The 15,597-nt window shown below is 67.9% G+C and carries 18 protein-coding genes; 10 read left to right on the forward strand and 8 right to left on the reverse strand.

Annotation, left to right across the window (positions count from 1 at the left end; genetic code table 11):
- Positions 1 to 7 precede the first annotated feature (7 nt).
- Genes QT382_RS07410 through QT382_RS07420 form a run of 3 tightly spaced genes read right to left on the reverse strand, consistent with a single transcriptional unit; the run spans position 8 to position 2,633 of the window.
- Positions 8 to 634: a 1-acyl-sn-glycerol-3-phosphate acyltransferase gene (locus QT382_RS07410; RefSeq protein WP_289253390.1), complete on the reverse strand. Its 627-nt coding sequence runs from the start codon at positions 632 to 634 to the stop codon at positions 8 to 10.
- On the reverse strand, positions 631 to 1,911 hold the full coding sequence (purD, locus tag QT382_RS07415) for a phosphoribosylamine--glycine ligase (protein WP_289253391.1): 1,281 nt from the start codon (positions 1,909 to 1,911) through the stop codon (positions 631 to 633). Before purD ends, QT382_RS07410 begins: the two co-directional genes overlap by 4 nt.
- Complete coding sequence (locus QT382_RS07420; protein ID WP_289253392.1) at positions 1,908 to 2,633, reverse strand: YebC/PmpR family DNA-binding transcriptional regulator; 726 nt, start codon at positions 2,631 to 2,633, stop codon at positions 1,908 to 1,910. Before QT382_RS07420 ends, purD begins: the two co-directional genes overlap by 4 nt.
- A 71-nt stretch (positions 2,634 to 2,704) precedes the next feature.
- Between QT382_RS07420 and QT382_RS07425 the strand changes: the two genes are divergently transcribed.
- From QT382_RS07425 to QT382_RS07440, 4 genes are all read left to right on the forward strand, one after another.
- Positions 2,705 to 4,264 carry a helicase HerA-like domain-containing protein gene (locus QT382_RS07425; RefSeq protein WP_289253393.1) on the forward strand — a complete coding sequence of 520 codons (1,560 nt, stop codon included), beginning with the start codon at positions 2,705 to 2,707 and terminating at the stop codon, positions 4,262 to 4,264.
- Positions 4,265 to 4,391: 127 nt separating this feature from the next.
- On the forward strand, positions 4,392 to 4,904 hold the full coding sequence (locus QT382_RS07430) for a DUF6622 family protein (protein WP_289253394.1): 513 nt from the start codon (positions 4,392 to 4,394) through the stop codon (positions 4,902 to 4,904).
- Positions 4,904 to 5,995 carry a sensor histidine kinase gene (locus QT382_RS07435; protein WP_289253395.1) on the forward strand — a complete coding sequence of 364 codons (1,092 nt, stop codon included), beginning with the start codon at positions 4,904 to 4,906 and terminating at the stop codon, positions 5,993 to 5,995. Before QT382_RS07430 ends, QT382_RS07435 begins: the two co-directional genes overlap by 1 nt.
- Positions 5,992 to 6,801 (forward strand): LytR/AlgR family response regulator transcription factor, encoded by an 810-nt coding sequence (locus QT382_RS07440; RefSeq protein WP_289253396.1) that lies wholly within the window; start codon positions 5,992 to 5,994, stop codon positions 6,799 to 6,801. Before QT382_RS07435 ends, QT382_RS07440 begins: the two co-directional genes overlap by 4 nt.
- A gap of 6 nt (positions 6,802 to 6,807) precedes the next feature.
- Here the strand turns inward: QT382_RS07440 and QT382_RS07445 are convergent, their stop codons facing one another.
- Together QT382_RS07445 and QT382_RS07450 are read right to left on the reverse strand one after the other, a co-directional pair.
- Positions 6,808 to 7,467 carry a glutathione S-transferase family protein gene (locus QT382_RS07445; RefSeq protein WP_289253397.1) on the reverse strand — a complete coding sequence of 220 codons (660 nt, stop codon included), beginning with the start codon at positions 7,465 to 7,467 and terminating at the stop codon, positions 6,808 to 6,810.
- An 18-nt stretch (positions 7,468 to 7,485) separates the two neighbouring features.
- Positions 7,486 to 8,244, reverse strand: a complete 759-nt coding sequence (locus QT382_RS07450; protein WP_289253398.1) for a flagellar filament capping protein FliD — start codon at positions 8,242 to 8,244, stop codon at positions 7,486 to 7,488.
- 134 nt (positions 8,245 to 8,378) lie between these two features.
- Between QT382_RS07450 and QT382_RS07455 the strand changes: the two genes are divergently transcribed.
- Positions 8,379 to 8,639 (forward strand): VF530 family protein, encoded by a 261-nt coding sequence (locus QT382_RS07455; protein WP_289253399.1) that lies wholly within the window; start codon positions 8,379 to 8,381, stop codon positions 8,637 to 8,639.
- A 29-nt stretch (positions 8,640 to 8,668) separates the two neighbouring features.
- Here QT382_RS07455 and QT382_RS07460 read toward each other — a convergent pair whose 3' ends face one another.
- The 3 genes from QT382_RS07460 to QT382_RS07470 form a co-directional block, all read right to left on the reverse strand.
- The gene (locus QT382_RS07460) at positions 8,669 to 9,109 is read right to left on the reverse strand and encodes a nuclear transport factor 2 family protein (protein ID WP_289253400.1); all 441 of its coding nucleotides are present in this window, start codon (positions 9,107 to 9,109) and stop codon (positions 8,669 to 8,671) included.
- A gap of 61 nt (positions 9,110 to 9,170) precedes the next feature.
- Positions 9,171 to 10,277, reverse strand: coding sequence for a serine hydrolase domain-containing protein (locus tag QT382_RS07465; RefSeq protein WP_289253401.1), 1,107 nt, complete (start codon positions 10,275 to 10,277; stop codon positions 9,171 to 9,173).
- 49 nt (positions 10,278 to 10,326) lie between these two features.
- Positions 10,327 to 10,761 (reverse strand): hypothetical protein, encoded by a 435-nt coding sequence (locus QT382_RS07470; RefSeq protein WP_289253402.1) that lies wholly within the window; start codon positions 10,759 to 10,761, stop codon positions 10,327 to 10,329.
- A gap of 121 nt (positions 10,762 to 10,882) precedes the next feature.
- On the opposite strand from QT382_RS07470, the gene QT382_RS07475 reads away from it, so the two are divergent.
- From QT382_RS07475 to QT382_RS07495, 5 genes are all read left to right on the forward strand, one after another.
- Complete coding sequence (locus tag QT382_RS07475) at positions 10,883 to 11,779, forward strand: LysR family transcriptional regulator (RefSeq protein ID WP_289253403.1); 897 nt, start codon at positions 10,883 to 10,885, stop codon at positions 11,777 to 11,779.
- A gap of 181 nt (positions 11,780 to 11,960) precedes the next feature.
- Positions 11,961 to 12,287 (forward strand): 2TM domain-containing protein, encoded by a 327-nt coding sequence (locus QT382_RS07480; protein WP_289253404.1) that lies wholly within the window; start codon positions 11,961 to 11,963, stop codon positions 12,285 to 12,287.
- Positions 12,288 to 12,414: 127 nt separating this feature from the next.
- A complete protein-coding gene (locus tag QT382_RS07485; RefSeq protein ID WP_289253405.1) occupies positions 12,415 to 13,299 on the forward strand; it encodes a hypothetical protein in 885 nt (294 codons plus the stop codon).
- Positions 13,296 to 13,727, forward strand: coding sequence for a hypothetical protein (locus QT382_RS07490; RefSeq protein WP_289253406.1), 432 nt, complete (start codon positions 13,296 to 13,298; stop codon positions 13,725 to 13,727). The genes QT382_RS07485 and QT382_RS07490 overlap by 4 nt, the downstream gene beginning before the upstream one ends.
- A gap of 69 nt (positions 13,728 to 13,796) precedes the next feature.
- Positions 13,797 to 15,593 carry a glutamine--tRNA ligase/YqeY domain fusion protein gene (locus tag QT382_RS07495; protein ID WP_289253407.1) on the forward strand — a complete coding sequence of 599 codons (1,797 nt, stop codon included), beginning with the start codon at positions 13,797 to 13,799 and terminating at the stop codon, positions 15,591 to 15,593.
- The last annotated feature ends 4 nt before the right edge of the window (positions 15,594 to 15,597 follow it).

Consider the following 15,597-nt stretch of genomic DNA (forward strand, 5'->3'; position numbering starts at 1 on the left):
TTCTTGCTCAGGTCCGCAGCTTGACCGGGCCGGCCAGCTCGGGGCGCTTGCCCTTGTAGGGCGCCAGCAGCTGGGCGAACAGCGCGAAGTCACGCTCCGGCTCGCCACTCAGCTCGACGAAATGAGTCAGGCCCACGGTGCGCGTCGCGAAGTCGAAGTACGCCAGGCCCACCGGCGCGCCGGCCTGCACCGCCACATGGTAGGAGCCCGAGCGCCAGCCGGTGGTCAGCGAGCGCGTGCCCTCGGGTGCCACGGCCAGCCAGAACAGCTCGCCGCGCGTGCGCGCCGCCTTCATCTGGTCGGCGGTGTTGCCGACCAGGCCGCTGGCGTTCGCCCGGTCCACCGGAATGCCGCCAATGCGCCGGCACCAGGGGCCGAGCAGCGGCACCTTGAACAGGCTGTCCTTGCCCCACCAGCGCGCCTGGATGCCGAAGGCCCACTTGACCAGGATGCCCAGGATGAAGTCCCAGTTCGAGGTGTGCGGATACACCATGATCACGCCCTGCCCGCCGGACAAGCCGTCGTAGCGCAGCGTCCAGCCGGCCAGGCGCAGAAGGCCGCGCGCCAGGGCGCTGCCCGGCGCCTTGAATTCGGCACGGCCCGGGATCAGGCGGGGCAGCGATTCGGCGCTCAACGCTTGACCGCCCGGTGGCCTATGTCCTGGCGGTATTGCTTGCCGGCGAACTGGATGGAACCCAGAGCCTCGTAGGCACGGTGCTGGGCCACCTTGACCGATTCGCCCAGCGCCGTGACGCAGAGCACGCGGCCACCGCTGGTGACCAGCTGGCCGTCCTGCTCGGCCGTGCCGGCCTGGAACACCATCGCGTCCTCCGACTCGGCCGGCAGCCCGGTGACCGCATCGCCCTTGCGCGGCGTCAGCGGATAGCCCTCGGCCGCCAGCACCACGCCCAGCGCCACGCGGCGGTCCCACTGCAGTTCGACCTGGTCCAGCGTGCCGTCCGTTGCATGGAGCAATACCTCGAGCAGATCGCTCTTGAAGCGCATCATGATGGGCTGGGTCTCGGGGTCGCCCATGCGGGTGTTGAACTCGACCGTGCGCGGATTGCCCTCGGCATCGATCATCAGCCCGGCATAGAGGAAGCCGGTGAACGGGATGCCGTCGCGGGCCATGCCGGCCACGGTCGGATGGATGATCTCGTGCATCACCTTGGCGTGGACATTGGGCGTCACCACCGGGGCCGGCGAGTAGGCGCCCATGCCGCCGGTGTTCGGGCCCTGGTCGCCGTCCAGCAGGCGCTTGTGGTCCTGGCTGGTGGCCAGCGAGACCACATTCTTGCCGTCGCACAGCACGATGAAGCTGGCTTCCTCGCCTTCGAGGAACTGCTCGATCACGACGCGGGCACCGCCCTCGTTGTGGACAACGCCCAGCTTGTTGTCCGCCAGGATCCAGTCGATGGCCTCGTGGGCCTCGGCCAGCGTCATCGCCACGACCACGCCCTTGCCTGCCGCCAGGCCGTCGGCCTTGATGACGATGGGCGCCCCCTGCGCGTCCACATAGGCGTGGGCGGCGGCAGCATCGGTGAAGTTCTCGTAGGCCGCGGTCGGGATGCCGTGGCGCTTCATGAAGTCCTTGGCGAAGGCCTTGCTCGATTCGAGCTGGGCCGCCGCCTTGGTCGGGCCGAAGATGCGCAGGCCGCGGGCACGGAACTCGTCGACCACGCCTTGCGCCAGCCAGGCCTCGGGGCCGACCACGGTCAGCGCGATCTTCTTTTCCGCGGCGAAATCGGCCAGGGCCTTCACGTCGCTGATGGGCACATTGCGGAAGCGCTGGTCATGCGCCGTGCCGCCGTTGCCGGGCGCCACGAAGACCTGCGAGACACGCTGGCTCTGCGAGAGTTTCCAGGCCAGCGCATGCTCGCGCCCGCCGTTGCCAATGACTAGGACTTTCATGCGGGCAAGCTAGCGTTGTGATAGACGGCCTGGGTGTCGTCCAGGTCCTCGAAGACGTCGAGCAGCTTCTGCATGCGCTCGGCATCTTCGCCGGCCAGCTCGATGGTGTTCTCGGGCCGCATGATGACTTCGGCCAGCTCGGGCACGAGGCCGGCGGCCTCCAGCGCCTGCTTGACCTTCTCGAATTCGGCCGGCGGGGTCAGCACCTCGATGGCACCGTCCTCGTCGGTGACCACGTCCTCGGCGCCATGGTCCAGCGCGATCTCCATGATCTTGTCTTCCGAGGCGCCGGGTGCGAATACCAGCTGGCCGCAATGCTTGAACTGAAAGGCCACCGAGCCGTCCGTGCCCATGCTGCCGCCGTACTTGCTGAACGCGTGGCGGATCTCGGCCACGGTGCGCACGCGGTTGTCGGTCATGGTGTCGATCATGATGGCCGCACCGCCAATGCCGTAGCCCTCGTAGCGGATTTCCTCGTAGGTCAGGCCTTCCAGGTTGCCCGAGGCCTTGTCCACGTTGTACTTGATGCGGTCGGCCGGCATATTGGCCGCCTTGGCCTTGTCGATGGCCAGGCGCAATCTGGGATTGGCGCTGATGTCCGGGCCACCCTGGCGCGCCGCCACCGTGATTTCACGGATGACGCGAGTCCAGATCTTGCCGCGCTTCTCGTCCTGCCGGCCCTTGCGGTGCTGGATGTTCGCCCACTTCGAATGACCTGCCATCTTGGCTTGCTCCTGGCCCGGAATGTTGTTGGATAGACTGCGATTTTAATGCCGCCCGACCTGGAGCCCCGATGGCCGATCCCATCCTGCTCGCCCGCCATGGCGAGACCGAATGCCTGCTGCTGCCGCAGTTGGCCAACCGACATGGCCTGATCACCGGCGCCACTGGCACCGGCAAGACCATCAGCCTGCAGAAGCTGGCCGAGTCCTTCAGCCAGCTCGGCGTGCCGGTCTTCATGGCCGACGTCAAGGGCGACCTGACCGGCATCTCGCAGACCGGCGCACCGTCCGAGAAGCTGCTGGCCGTGCTCAAGGAGCGCGGCATCGACGCCCCCACCGCCCTGCGCTGCCCCACCACGCTGTGGGACGTGTTCGGCGAACAGGGCCATCCGGTGCGGGCCACCGTCTCTGACATGGGCCCGCTGCTGCTGGCGCGCATGCTGGCGCTGAACGAGACCCAGGCCGGCGTGCTGCAGCTGGTGTTCAAGATCGCCGACGACAACGGCCTCTTGCTGCTGGACCTCAAGGACCTGCGCGCCATGCTCCAGCATGTGGGCGACAACGCGTCCCAGTTCACCACCGAATACGGCAATGTCTCGGCCGCCAGCATTGGCGCCATCCAGCGCGGACTCCTGCAGATCGACGCCCAGGGCGGCGACAAGTTCTTCGGCGAGCCCATGCTCAACATCGCCGACCTGATGCAGACCGAGACCGGCCAGGGCGTGATCAACATCCTGGCGGCCGACAAGCTGCTGGCCTCGCCTCGGCTCTACGCCAGCTTCCTGCTGTGGATGCTGAGCGAGCTGTTCGAGACCCTGCCCGAGGTGGGCGACCAGGACAAGCCCAAGCTGGTGTTCTTCTTCGACGAGGCCCACCTGCTGTTCAAGGATGCGGCGCCGGCCCTGGTCGAGCGCATCGAGCTGGTGGTGCGCCTGGTGCGCTCCAAGGGCGTGGGCGTCTATTTCGTGACCCAGAACCCGCTGGACATTCCCGACTCGGTGCTGGGCCAGTTGGGCAACCGGGTCCAGCATGCGCTGCGCGCCTTCACGCCGCGCGACCAGAAGGCGGTCAAGGCCGCGGCCGAGACCATGCGGGCCAAGCCCGGCCTCGACATCGAAACCGCGATCACCGAGCTGGCCGTGGGCGAGGCCCTGGTCAGCCTGCTGGACGAAAAAGGCCGACCCAGCGTGACCGAGCGGGTCTTCGTGCTACCGCCGGGCAGCCAGATCGGGCCGATACAGCCGACCCAGCGCCAGGCCTTGATCCAGAACTCGCTGGTGGCCGGCATCTACGACAAGGCCCTGGACCGCGAATCGGCGTACGAGAAGCTCAAGGGCGTGGCCACGCCACCGGCGGCCGGCCAGCCGGCCGGACCGGCTCCCACGCCGATGCCGCAGCAGCAGGAGCCAGCACCTGCGCCGGCTCCGACCGATGAGGGTGGCGGCATGCTGGGCGGGCTCAAGGACGTGCTGTTTGGCAGCACCGGCCCGCGCGGCGGCCGCCACGAAGGCCTGGCCGAGACGGCCGCCAAGTCGGCCCTGCGCTCCATGGGCTCGGCCGTGGGCCGCGAGATCATCCGCGGCGTGCTGGGCAGCATGCTGGGCGGTGGCGGTGCCAAGCGGCGTCGTTGAAGCCCCGTCTTTTCGCGCCCTGGAGCTGCATTTCGCGCCGGCTCCGGGCGTACCGTCGCGGCGGCATGGCGACGCGGCGGACCGGCCTTCACAGTCCGGTCCATCGCAACCCCAAGTCCCGACCGCCATGCAAACACTGATCCAAATCCTGTTCCATGTCCCCGTCTGGGTCTGGGCACTGCTGGCCTTCCTGCTTTTCATGGGCTTGCGGCTCAGCCGCGAACAGCTGATGAGCCGCAACCGCCTGATGCTGCTGCCGGCTATCTGGCTGATCTACGGCGCCTGGGGCGTGCAGAACTCCTTTGGCCTGAACCCGGCCCCCTTGCTGTCCTGGGCCGCTGGCCTGGCAAGCAGCGTGGCCCTGCTTCGCTACAGCGGCTGGCCCGGTGCCGCCCGCTTTGAACGTGCGACCGGCCTGTTCCGCGTGCCCGGCAGCTGGCTGCCGCTGGCCCTGATGCTGACCATCTTCAGCGCCAAGTTCGCGCTGGGCATGAGTCTGGCCTTCCATCCGGACTACGCCGGCCAGACCGCCATCGCCAGCGGCTTCAGTGCCCTGTTCGGCCTGCTCAGCGGCGCCTTCCTGGGCCGTTCGCTCAACATCCTCGGCAGCGCCCGCCGCGCCGCCCCGGCCTACGCCTGATGAGCCCCGTCACCAGCCAGTCCTGGAAGCAGCGCAGCCGGCGCGACTGGCTGCGCTGGGCCCTGATCCAGCTGGCCATCATCCTGATCACCGGCGGCGCCGTCACCGTGGGCCTGGTCCTGGTGCTCCATCAGCCCATCGTCGCCACGCTGGTGTTCTGCCTGTCCATCGCCACCTGCTGCTCAATGTTCACCCAGCTGATCCGACGCTCCACCGAATGGCTGGTGAAGCAGGGACTGGGGCTCCAGGCTGAAGGCTGGTGGTACGAGGCCGGCACGCTGTTGTTCGGCACGGTGCTCGGCTTTGAAGTCGGTACCGCCCTGGCCCGCTGGATGACCGACATCAACGGTCCCGGCATGTTTCAGACCGATCCGCGCCGGGCACTTGCCATGCTGTTCATCGCGATAGTCCCGGGGGCAGCCATCACCACTTTCTTCATCGGTCGGGCCCGCCTGGAAGCGGCGCGAATGGAAGTGCAGCAGGCCGCGCGAATCGCGGCCGAAACCCGGCTGCGCCTGCTCGAATCGCAGCTGGAACCCCACATGCTGTTCAACACCCTGGCGAACCTGCGCGTGCTCATAGGCATGGACCCGGTGCGCGCCCAGGCCATGCTGGACCAGTTGATCGCCTTCCTGCGCGCCACGCTGCAGGCCTCGCGCAGCGGCAGCCATCCGCTGTCGGCCGAGTTCGCCCGACTCTCCGACTACCTGGCCCTGATGCAGGTGCGCATGGGCAGCCGTCTGCGCCCGCATTTCGAGCTGCCCGACGAACTCGCCGCCATCGACATTCCGCCGCTGCTCTTGCAGCCGCTGGTGGAAAACGCGATCAAGCATGGACTGGAACCGCATGTGGAAGGTGGCGACCTGGTGATCAGTGCACGCCGTGAGGGCCAGGTCTTGCTGCTGAGCGTGCGCGATGGCGGCGCCGGCCTGTCGACGCCAGCCGCCGCGCCGTCCGTCGAAGGCACGGGCTTCGGCCTGCAACAGGTCCGCGAGCGGCTCACAACCCGCTATGGAGAAGCCGCCACGCTGGCGATTGCACCGGCCGAGGGCGGCGGCACCCTGGTCACACTTTCGATTCCGATGCCATGAACCTACCCACCGCGCTGATCGCCGAAGACGAGGCCCTGCTGGCCGAGAACCTGCGCCAGGAGCTGGCCCGCCTCTGGCCCGAGCTGCAGATCGTGGCCCAGGCGGCTCATGGCCAGGCGGCAGTAGATGCCGCCCTGGCCCACAGGCCTCAGGTCTGCTTCCTGGATATCCGCATGCCCGGCATGAGCGGCCTCGAAGCCGCGGCGGCCATGGCCGAGGACTGGCCCGAAGGCACGCCCTTTCCCAAGCTGGTCTTCGTCACCGCCTACGACCAGTACGCGCTGCAGGCCTTCGAGCATGCCGCGGTGGACTATGTGCTCAAGCCGGTCCAGCCCGAGCGGCTGGCGCAAACGGTCGATCGGCTCAAGGCCTCGCTGGCGCCGCAGCCCGATGCGTTGCAGGCGGCGGTCCAGCAGCTGCGCGGTTTGCTTGGCAATGGCGGCCCGGTGGCCGCGGCCGCGGCCGCGCCGGCCGCTCCGCTGCGCCTGCTGCAGGTCGCCGTGGGCAACCAGATCCTGATGGTGCCGGTCGAGCAGGTGCTCTACTTCGAGGCGGCCGACAAGTACGTGCGCGTGGTGGTCGAAGGCGAGACCCGCGAGCACCTGGTGCGTGTCTCGTTGCGCGAACTGCTGCCACAGCTGGATCAGCAACGCTTCTGGCAGATCCACCGCAGCCTGGTCGTGCGCTCGGATGCCATCGAACGCGCGGTACGCGACGAGGCCGGCAAGCTGACCCTGCATTTGCGCGGCTCCAAGGACCGGCTGGGCGTCAGCCGCATGTACGCCCATCTGTTCAAGGGCCTCTAGCCACGGTCAGTCGCGGCCCGGCGCTCCGAGCGGAAACAGCGGGCGGTAGGGCCGGGCCTCATCGACGGCGCGCGCCACCGAAGGCCGCGCCAGCAACCGCGCCCGGTAGGCCCGCAGCACCGGATAGATCTCGCTGATGCGGTGGGTCCAGTCGGCATAGAACAGCGACGGCGCCGCCGCGCAATCGGCCAGGCTGAAGCCGCCACCGGAGGCCCATTCGCGGCCGGCCAGGTGCTGCTCCAGCCAGCCATAGGCCATCTCGAGCTTCTGGGCGGCAAAGGCACGCGCCTCGTCCCGCTGGATTTCGTTGCCAGACAGCGCGCCGCCCACCGCATGCTGTATCGGGCTCATCACATGCAGGTCGAAGCAGCGGTCCATGAAGCGGACCTCCAGCAACTCGTCGGCCGCCTCAGGTAGCAGGCGCACCGGCCCGGCGTGGGCCTGCTGCAGGTATTCGATGACGATGCTGGTCTCGACCACGCTGCGCTCGCCATCCAGCAGCAAGGGGAATTTGCCCAGCGGCCAGAGCCGCTGCCAGTCCGCCAGGTGCTGGGGATGGTCCGGGCTCAGGCAGCGGAACTCGAAAGGCGTGCCGTTCTCGTAAAGCGCGATCAGCACCTTTTGCGTGTAGGAAGAAAAAGGGTGGCCGTAGAGCGCCGGAGCCATGCCGAGATTCCTTGATGCCTACTGACCGGTCTGATAGGCCTGCTGCAAGGCCTTGGCAACGGCGGCGCTGCTGGGATCGGTCGGGGCCACCGCCATCTTTTCGGCCGCCGCCAGCAGCGCATTCTCCTGCTTCTTCAAAGCCGCCAGGCGGCCGTCCAGGCTGCTCATGGCCGAGCTGAGCCGGCCCGTGCCACTGAGGCCCGCATCGACCGCCTTGCCCACCGTGGCGCCCAGCTGTGACAGCACGCTGGCGCCGTCGGCCGAGGCCGAAGCCAGCGCCGACTTCAGCACCTTGGCATCCAGCTTCAGGCTGCCGTCCGCCTGTGTGGCCAGCCCCAGCGAGCGCAGGCTGGTCGAGCCCACGCGAGGCGTGGTGGCCAGCGCACGGCGCAGATCGCTCAGCAGGTTCGAGGTGCCGAGGTCGGCGCCCGCGCCGGCACCGGCCGATTGGCGGGCGCCGGCCATCGCGGCGTTGTAGTCCGCAACGAAGGTCTGCAGCGCGGATTGGATACTCGCCGCCGAGCTGGCCCCGCCCAGCTTGGCCAGCGCTCCGCTGCTCGTACCCAGTGCAGCCAGCGCCGCCTTGTAGCGGCCCAAGGTCGACAGCGAGGTGGCAGTGGATTGCTCCTGCGCCACCACGCGGTCGCGTGCCTTGGCCAGCGCCGGCGACAGCTTGGCCAGTTGGTCCGTTGTGGTCACCGCCTTCTTGCCCGAATCGGCTTGCGTCAGCGAGCTGTCGGATCGGGCGCTCAGGGAGAGCAGGCTTTGCAGGTCCATGGTGGTGAAGGCACGGAGAGGCGGGGCTCGAGGGTAAGCCCCGGGGCCGCCGCCGGCCGGCCGAAAAGACGGACCTTGCCGGGCCTGTTCGGGCGCAAACGCAAACCTGAAGCGTCAGCCACGACAATGGCCGCATGACCGAAACCGCCCCGCCGCCCGCCCAGCCCCGCAATCCGCTGCACGGCCTGACGCTGGAGGCCATCCTCACCGCCCTGGTCGAGGAATACGGCTGGGCCGGACTCGACGAGCGCATTCCGCTGCGCTGCTTCGCCTTCGAGCCCAGCATCAAGTCCAGCCTCAAGCTACTGCGCAAGACACCCTGGGCCCGCGAGAAGGTCGAAGGCCTTTATCTCTTCATGTTGAGGGAGCGGCAGCGGAACAGCCGCCGCCCCTGAGGCCCGGCCTGGACTCGCTCCCCTGGCTCCTAGGGCAAGGACACATAGGCCTCGGTCTTGATGCGCCAGCCATCGGCGGCGCGGACCCAGCCCGCCTGGTAGACACCGCTGCGCGTCATGCCTTGGCGGTTGAGGGCGCGCCAACGTCCCCGTTCCACCGCGACCTGCTGGTTGGGGCTGATCTCGATGGAGGCCGGCAGGCGCTCATAGCGGACGAAGTCGGGATTCTTGAACTCCTGGTCCGCATAGCCCTGGGCCATGTCCTTGACCCCGCGGGTGACGGTGCCGTTGCTGGTCACCTCCACCATGTCGGGTGCGAGCACGGCGGCGAAGCCTTCGATGCGCCGCTCCGCGATGGCATCGTTGTAGGCCAGGCGCTTGGCGCGGATCTGCTCGACGTCGCCCGGCGGCTCGGCGGCCAGAGACAGCGAGGCGAGCACCAGGGCAAAGGGCAGGAGCCAGCGCAGCATTTCGACCTCCATATGAACAGGCGGTCGGCCATCCTAGCGGCAAGTGCCCGATTCAAGGCGCCTATCGCTGGCGGTCCGAGGCCTTGTACAGCGCCGCGATCTGAGGAATGAAGCGCTCCGGATTGCCGCCCACCAGGTTGGTCAGCACCACGATGGCGAGGCGCTGGTCCGGGTAGACGATGAAGGCCGAGCGGTTGCCGCCAATGCCAGCCAGCTGCCGCTGCGGCGTGGTGGCCAGCACCGGCCAGCCGGCCGACCAGGGACCGCTGCTGCCGTCGTTCAGACGCTCCGGCTGCCACATGGCCTGGACACTGGCCGGCTTGATCAGCCGCCCGGTCGAGAGCGCCAACAGCCAGCGCGCCACGTCCTCGGCCGTGGTCTGCAGACCGCCGCCGGCATTCAGGCTGTAGGGGATGTCGTAGATCCAGCGCGACAGGCGGTTGCCATCGTCCTGCGCCAGCGTCCGGCGCGGGAAATAGCTGTAGATCGTGGCCGCATTGGGCAGCAGGTCGTAGCTGTCGCCAAAGCTTGCCTGCCGCATGCCGGCCACGGCGAACTGACGCTCGGCCATGAAGCGCTCGTAGGGCTTGCCACCCTGCTTGACGATGATCTGGGCCAGCAGGCCATAGTTGGTCTGGTTGTAGGCAAAACACTCGCCGGCCGGGGCAAGAACCGGACGCTGCTTCACCGCCTTCCACATGTCGGCCTCGGTCGCGCCGGTCACGGGGCCCGGCTCGTCGACGATGTCGGGCAGGCCCGAGGTGTGGGCCAGCAGCTGCCGCACGCGGACCTGCTGCCAGGCCGGCGGCAGATCATCCAGGTAGCGTGACAGCGGCGCCTGAAGGTCCACCTGCCCGGCCTCGGCCAGCTGCATCACGGCGACGCCGGTGAAGGACTTGGTGGCCGAATTGAGCGGGAAAAGCGTCTGCGTCGTGGCCGCCACCTTGTTCTCGACCTGCGACAGACCATAGGCCTCGGACAGCACCAGGCGGTCGTCCTGGACCACGGCGATCTGCAGGCCCGGGATGCGCCGCTCCTGCATGGTCTTGCGCAGCAGCTGGCGCGTCTGCTCGTTGGCTTCGTCGAGGCTGCCGGCCACAGCCGGGCCGACGAACAGCGCCAGCAGCGCGGCAAACATCAGGCCGAGCCGGGAGACTGGAGCGTGCATGAAGATGCTTCCTGGTGGAATTGACCGGCGGCTCCGGAGACCTCGATTCCTAACGAGCCAGCTTGGCGTTCAGGCCTGCGGTCGATCGATCGATCTCGCTCCGGGTCGACAGCAGTGCCCAGCCGAACAGCGCGGCCATCAAGAGGTCACCGACTCCGAACACCATGACCAGTGGCTTGCCGGCACCGGACAGGTACAGGCCCACACAGGCCAGGAAGTAGACCGCCTTGCCGATGCCGCCCGCGACCAGCACCGCCGGACGCGAAGGCCGCCAGAGCGCGGCCAGCAGATAGGCCAGGCCCCAGGCCAGCACGTTGATCCAGGTGCATTGATAGAAGTAATTCAGCAGCGCATCGTTGGCGGCCGGCGCCACCGAGTACATCTGCTCGAAGTGATTGGCCGGAGCCAGCAGCGAGCTGGCGCCGCCGGTGATGTTCCAGGCGGCCGCAACCAGCAGCAGGCGCTTGATCCAGGATTCGTTCATGTCGCGCTCCTTCTGGCCCGCAGCCAGCTTGTGGTGAAGATGGCGAGACTCTATAAATTCCGATCAGGAATCGATACTCGTCGATTGGAAATTGATAGCTTCCAGATCGGAATCAAAAGCCATGAAGCGTCCCAGCCTGCCCGCCCTGCAAGCCTTTCGCCGCGTCGTCGAGCTGCAATCCTTCGGTGCTGCGGCGCGCAGCCTGGAGACCACCGGCAGCAGCATCAGCAAGCTGGTGGCCCAGCTGGAGGCCGACCTGGGCGTGCGACTGCTGAACCGGACCACGCGCAAGGTCAGCATCAGCAGCGAGGGCGCGGCCTTCTATGCCGATGCGGTGCGCATCCTGGACGAACTGGACGTCGCTATCGAAGCGGTGCACAGCGGTGCCGGTGCGCCGGTCGGGCGGCTCAAGGTGTCGCTGCCGACCTCGTTCGCCATCGCCTGGCTGGCCGCACGGCTGCCGGCCTTCATGCGCCGCCATCCGGAGATCGAACTGGACCTGGTGCTGAACGACCGTTACGTCGACCTGGTCCAGGAGGGCTTTGATTGCGCGATCCGCATCGCCACGCAACTGCCCGATTCGAGCCTGGTGGCGCGGCGACTGGGCCAGGTGCAGCGCCTGCTGTTGGCCTCGCCGACCTATGTGGACGGTGGCCCGCCGCTGCGCCAGCCGCAGGACCTCGCCGACCACGCCTGCCTGGTCTATTCACAGGATGGCGGCCCGGTTGAATGGCCTTTCAGCGGTGGCGTTGCCCTGTCGGTGCGGGGCTTTTGCCGGGTCAACAACAGCGTGCTGCTGCGCGAGATGCTGCTGGCCGGCCTGGGCATCACGCTGGCGCCCGCCTTCGTGGTGGACGACCTGCTCGCCAGCGGCCAATTGGTGGAGCAGTTGCCGGCACACCGCCCCAGGCCCTTGAATGTCTTCGGCGTCATGGCGCACCAGCGCTTCGTGCCCAGAAAGGTCACGGCCTTTCTGGACTTTGTCGGCCGCGAACTGCAGGACGGCGCGACCGGGTGACAGCCATTCGGCAAGGTCGCGGCCAGCGCGCGGGCTTGGGTCGGCAGGTGCGCGCTGGCCACCGCCACCCGCGCCCTGCCCTCGCTTCTGGCGCCCTCGGCTGTCGATTCATCACAAGGCCGGGGTCGGCGAGGCGATCCGCCTGCAGAATCCGCTCCATTCCCAACAGGAGCAGCAAGCCATGAGCGACATGAACAATGCCGGCACCGGCGCCGACGACGAGATCCAGAAGCTGGCCAAGCGCCGCGTGGACCAGAAGATGGGCTTCTACACCCATGCCCTGGTCTATGTGGTCGTCAACCTGGGGCTCTATGCGCTCAACAACATGGGCGACTGGAGCAACGGCAGCTTCGGCCACCACCGCTGGCATTTCATCCCCATGATCCCCTGGGGCATCGGCCTCGCCATCCACGGCCTGGTGACCTTCATCTCGCTGCAGGGTGGCGACCTGCGCCAGCACCTGATGGACAAGGAAGTCGAGGCCATCAAGCGCCGTCAGCAGCGCTGATGCAAGGACCGACTGGCATACTGGCGCCCGCTTCCAGGCCCCGCGGCCTGCGCAGCGCCACCGTGATGACACATCCAGCTCGAGCCATGTTCTTCCAATCCTCCAGCGAGCCGTACCCTTTGGCCCCATGAGCCCGCGCCTGCGAATCGGGCTGGCCGCCTGCGCCAGCCTGCTGAGCCTGGCAGCTGCGGCTCAGCAGGGCTCGCCGCCCACCCAGGGCAAGCCGACCGAGACGCTGGGCAGCGTCAGCGTCCAGGGCGTTTCGACCGCCGAGCGCGAGCGCAAGACCCTGAGCCAGTTTGCCCAGGCCCTGGCCGACTTCGAGCGACTCAAGGCCAGCTGGGCGCCCAACGCGGAACTGCGCTTCAAGGTCATGCCCCGCCAGCGCGCCAGCGATGCCGAGCGGCTGCAGCTGGCCTTGCAGACGCCGCAGGGCCCACGCCCGATTGAAATCGACGAGCTGCAGCGCTTCGCCTGGGATCCGGCCTGGCTGGACCTGCCCGGCGACACCGAGGTCCGCAGCCTGCTGCGCGACGGCAAGGCGGCCTGGCGGCCCGATGTGCGAACGCCCGGCCTGCCGTCCAACGTGCGGCGCCTCGGCGACCTGAGGCTGCAATGCAAGCTGTCCTGGACATCCGGCCTGGCCCGAGGCCTGCCGCCGGTGCTGGCGGTGGCGACCGCTCCGGTGCGCTGGATGATGAGGGCGGTCACCGGACAGGTCGGCGGCGACACGGAATGCAGCGGCCAGCTCTCGGGCGCCTACAACAGCATCTTGCTCGACAAGCCGGTCTGGGCCGTCGCCCTGGTGGATGGCCCGCGCCGCTGGCCCCTGCCCTATGTGTTCCTGCACGGCAGCGGCGACGCCACCGGCAACCAGGCGATCGCCGGCTCGCTCGACTGGCCCAGCCATCTGCGCCAGCACATGATCCGTCTGCCCTTGCACGACATGAGCTGGTCCAACGAGACCCGGGTGGAGATCGAATACGACGACGAACAGGAGCAGGCCCGATGAGCCGCCGCTGGATTCCCGCCTGGTACGGCTGGCTGCTGCTCTGCTCGCTGCTGGCTGGCTGCAGCTTGATCCCGACCCGCGCCGATGCCGACGCGCCGGCCACGCCGGCCGCGCGACTGGCCGCCGCCCAGGATCTGCAGGCCATGGCCGAGCGCCTGGTGCCCGGCCAGACCCGCATCGAGCAGGCCCGCGCCTGGCTGCCCAAGGCCCGCATCATGAGCTTCGACGACGGCCAGCAGATCTGGCATCTGTTCGTGCCCGACCAGGCGCGCAGCCTGTCCTCGCAACTCTCGCCGCATGATTTCGTCAGCTACGAGCAGATCCGCGGCCTGGAATTGCAGCTGAAGTTCGATGCCGACGGCCTCCTGAAGAAGAAGCTGCTCAGGACCCAGCCGGGGCCCGGCCAGGCCGCCGCGCCCGGCCGCTGATCGGCACCGATAAAATCGCGCGTTCCGACTTTCCATGACACGGCCTCCAGCGCCGTGCTTCCATAGCCGATGTCCGCGCCCAACTCCCATCCCGACGCCAACGAGGCCCTCAAGTCCAACAATTTCCTGCGCGCCATCATCGAGCGCGATCTGGAAGCCGGCTTGACCCAGGGCCGCAAGTTCGCCGGCACGCCCGGCGACGCGGCGCACCACGAGGCCGGCCAGCTCGACCCGGCCAGGATCCGCACCCGCTTCCCGCCCGAGCCCAACGGCTACCTGCACATCGGCCATGCCAAGAGCATCTGCCTGAACTTCGGCCTGGCGCGTGACTACGGTGGTATTTGCCACCTGCGCTTCGACGACACCAATCCGGAGAAGGAAGAGCAGGAATACGTCGACGCGATCAAGGAAATGGTCGCCTGGCTGGGCTGGGATTGGGACACCGGCGGCACCTCGCACCTGTTCTTCGCCAGCAACTACTTCGACTTCATGTACCGCGCGGCCGAGTACCTGATCGAGCAGGGCCTGGCCTATGTGGACGAGCAGACGCCGGAAGAGATGCGCGCCAACCGCGGCGACTTCACCACGCCGGGCAAGGACAGCCCCTTCCGCGCCCGCATGCCGGCTGAGAACCTGGCCCGCTTCCGCGAGATGCGCGACGGCAAGCATGCCGACGGCGCCATGATCCTGCGCGCCAGGATCGACATGGCCTCGCCCAACATCAATATGCGTGACCCTGCCCTGTACCGCATCCGCCGCGCCACCCACCACAACACCGGCGACCAGTGGTGCATCTATCCGATGTACACCTTCGCGCATCCGATCGAGGACGCGCTGGAGCGCATCACGCACAGCCTGTGCACACTGGAGTTCGAAGACCAGCGCCCGTTCTACGACTGGCTCCTGAACGCGCTCGCCGATGGCGGCCTGCTGGCCCGCCCGCTGCCGCACCAATACGAGTTCGGCCGCTTCAACCTCAGCTACGTGGTCACCAGCAAGCGCAAGCTCAAGCAGCTGGTGGACGAGAAGCATGTGAATGGCTGGGACGACCCGCGCATGCCCACCCTGGTCGGCATGCGCCGCCGCGGCTACACGCCCGAGGCTGTGCGCGCCATGGTCGAGTCCACCGGCGTGACCAAGACCAATGCCTGGCTGGACTACTCGGTGCTGGACGGCTATCTGCGCGCCGACCTCGATGCCAAGGCGGCCCGCGCCTGCGCCGTGCTGGAGCCGCTCAAGCTCAAGCTGACGAACTACGCCGAGATCTTCGGCAGCCTCGACCACCTTGATGCCTGCAGCGCGCCGGTGCATCCGCACCAGCCCGAGCTGGGCGCCCGCGCCTTCAGCTTCGGCCCCGAGCTCTGGATTGAGCGCGAGGACTTCATGGAGGTGCCGGTCAAGGGCTACCAGCGTCTGTTCCCCGGCAACAAGACCCGCCTGAAGTACGGCCACGTGATCGAGTGCACCGGCTGCGAGAAGGACGAGGCGGGCAACATCACGGCCGTGCTGGCCAGCATCGTGCCCGACACCAAGAGCGGCACGCCGGGCGCCGATGCGATCAAGGTCAAGGGCGTGATCACCTGGGTCGGCGTGCATGAAGCCATCGCCGCCGAAGTACGCCTCTACGACCGCTTGTTCACCGAAGAGCAGCCCGATGCCGGCGGCCGCGATTTCCTCGAGGTCCTGAACCCGGGCAGCAAGAAGATAGTGACGGCCTATCTGGAACCTTCGCTGGCCTCGGTGGCTGCGGACACGAAGTTCCAGTTCGAGCGCCACGGCTACTTCGTGGCCGACCGCATCGATCACCAGGCCGGCAAGCCGGTGTTCAACAAGATCACCGGCCTGCGCGACAGCTTCGGCAAATAAGGCA

It is taken from the genome of Pelomonas sp. SE-A7, assembly GCF_030345705.1.
Lineage (GTDB): Bacteria > Pseudomonadota > Gammaproteobacteria > Burkholderiales > Burkholderiaceae_C > JAUASW01.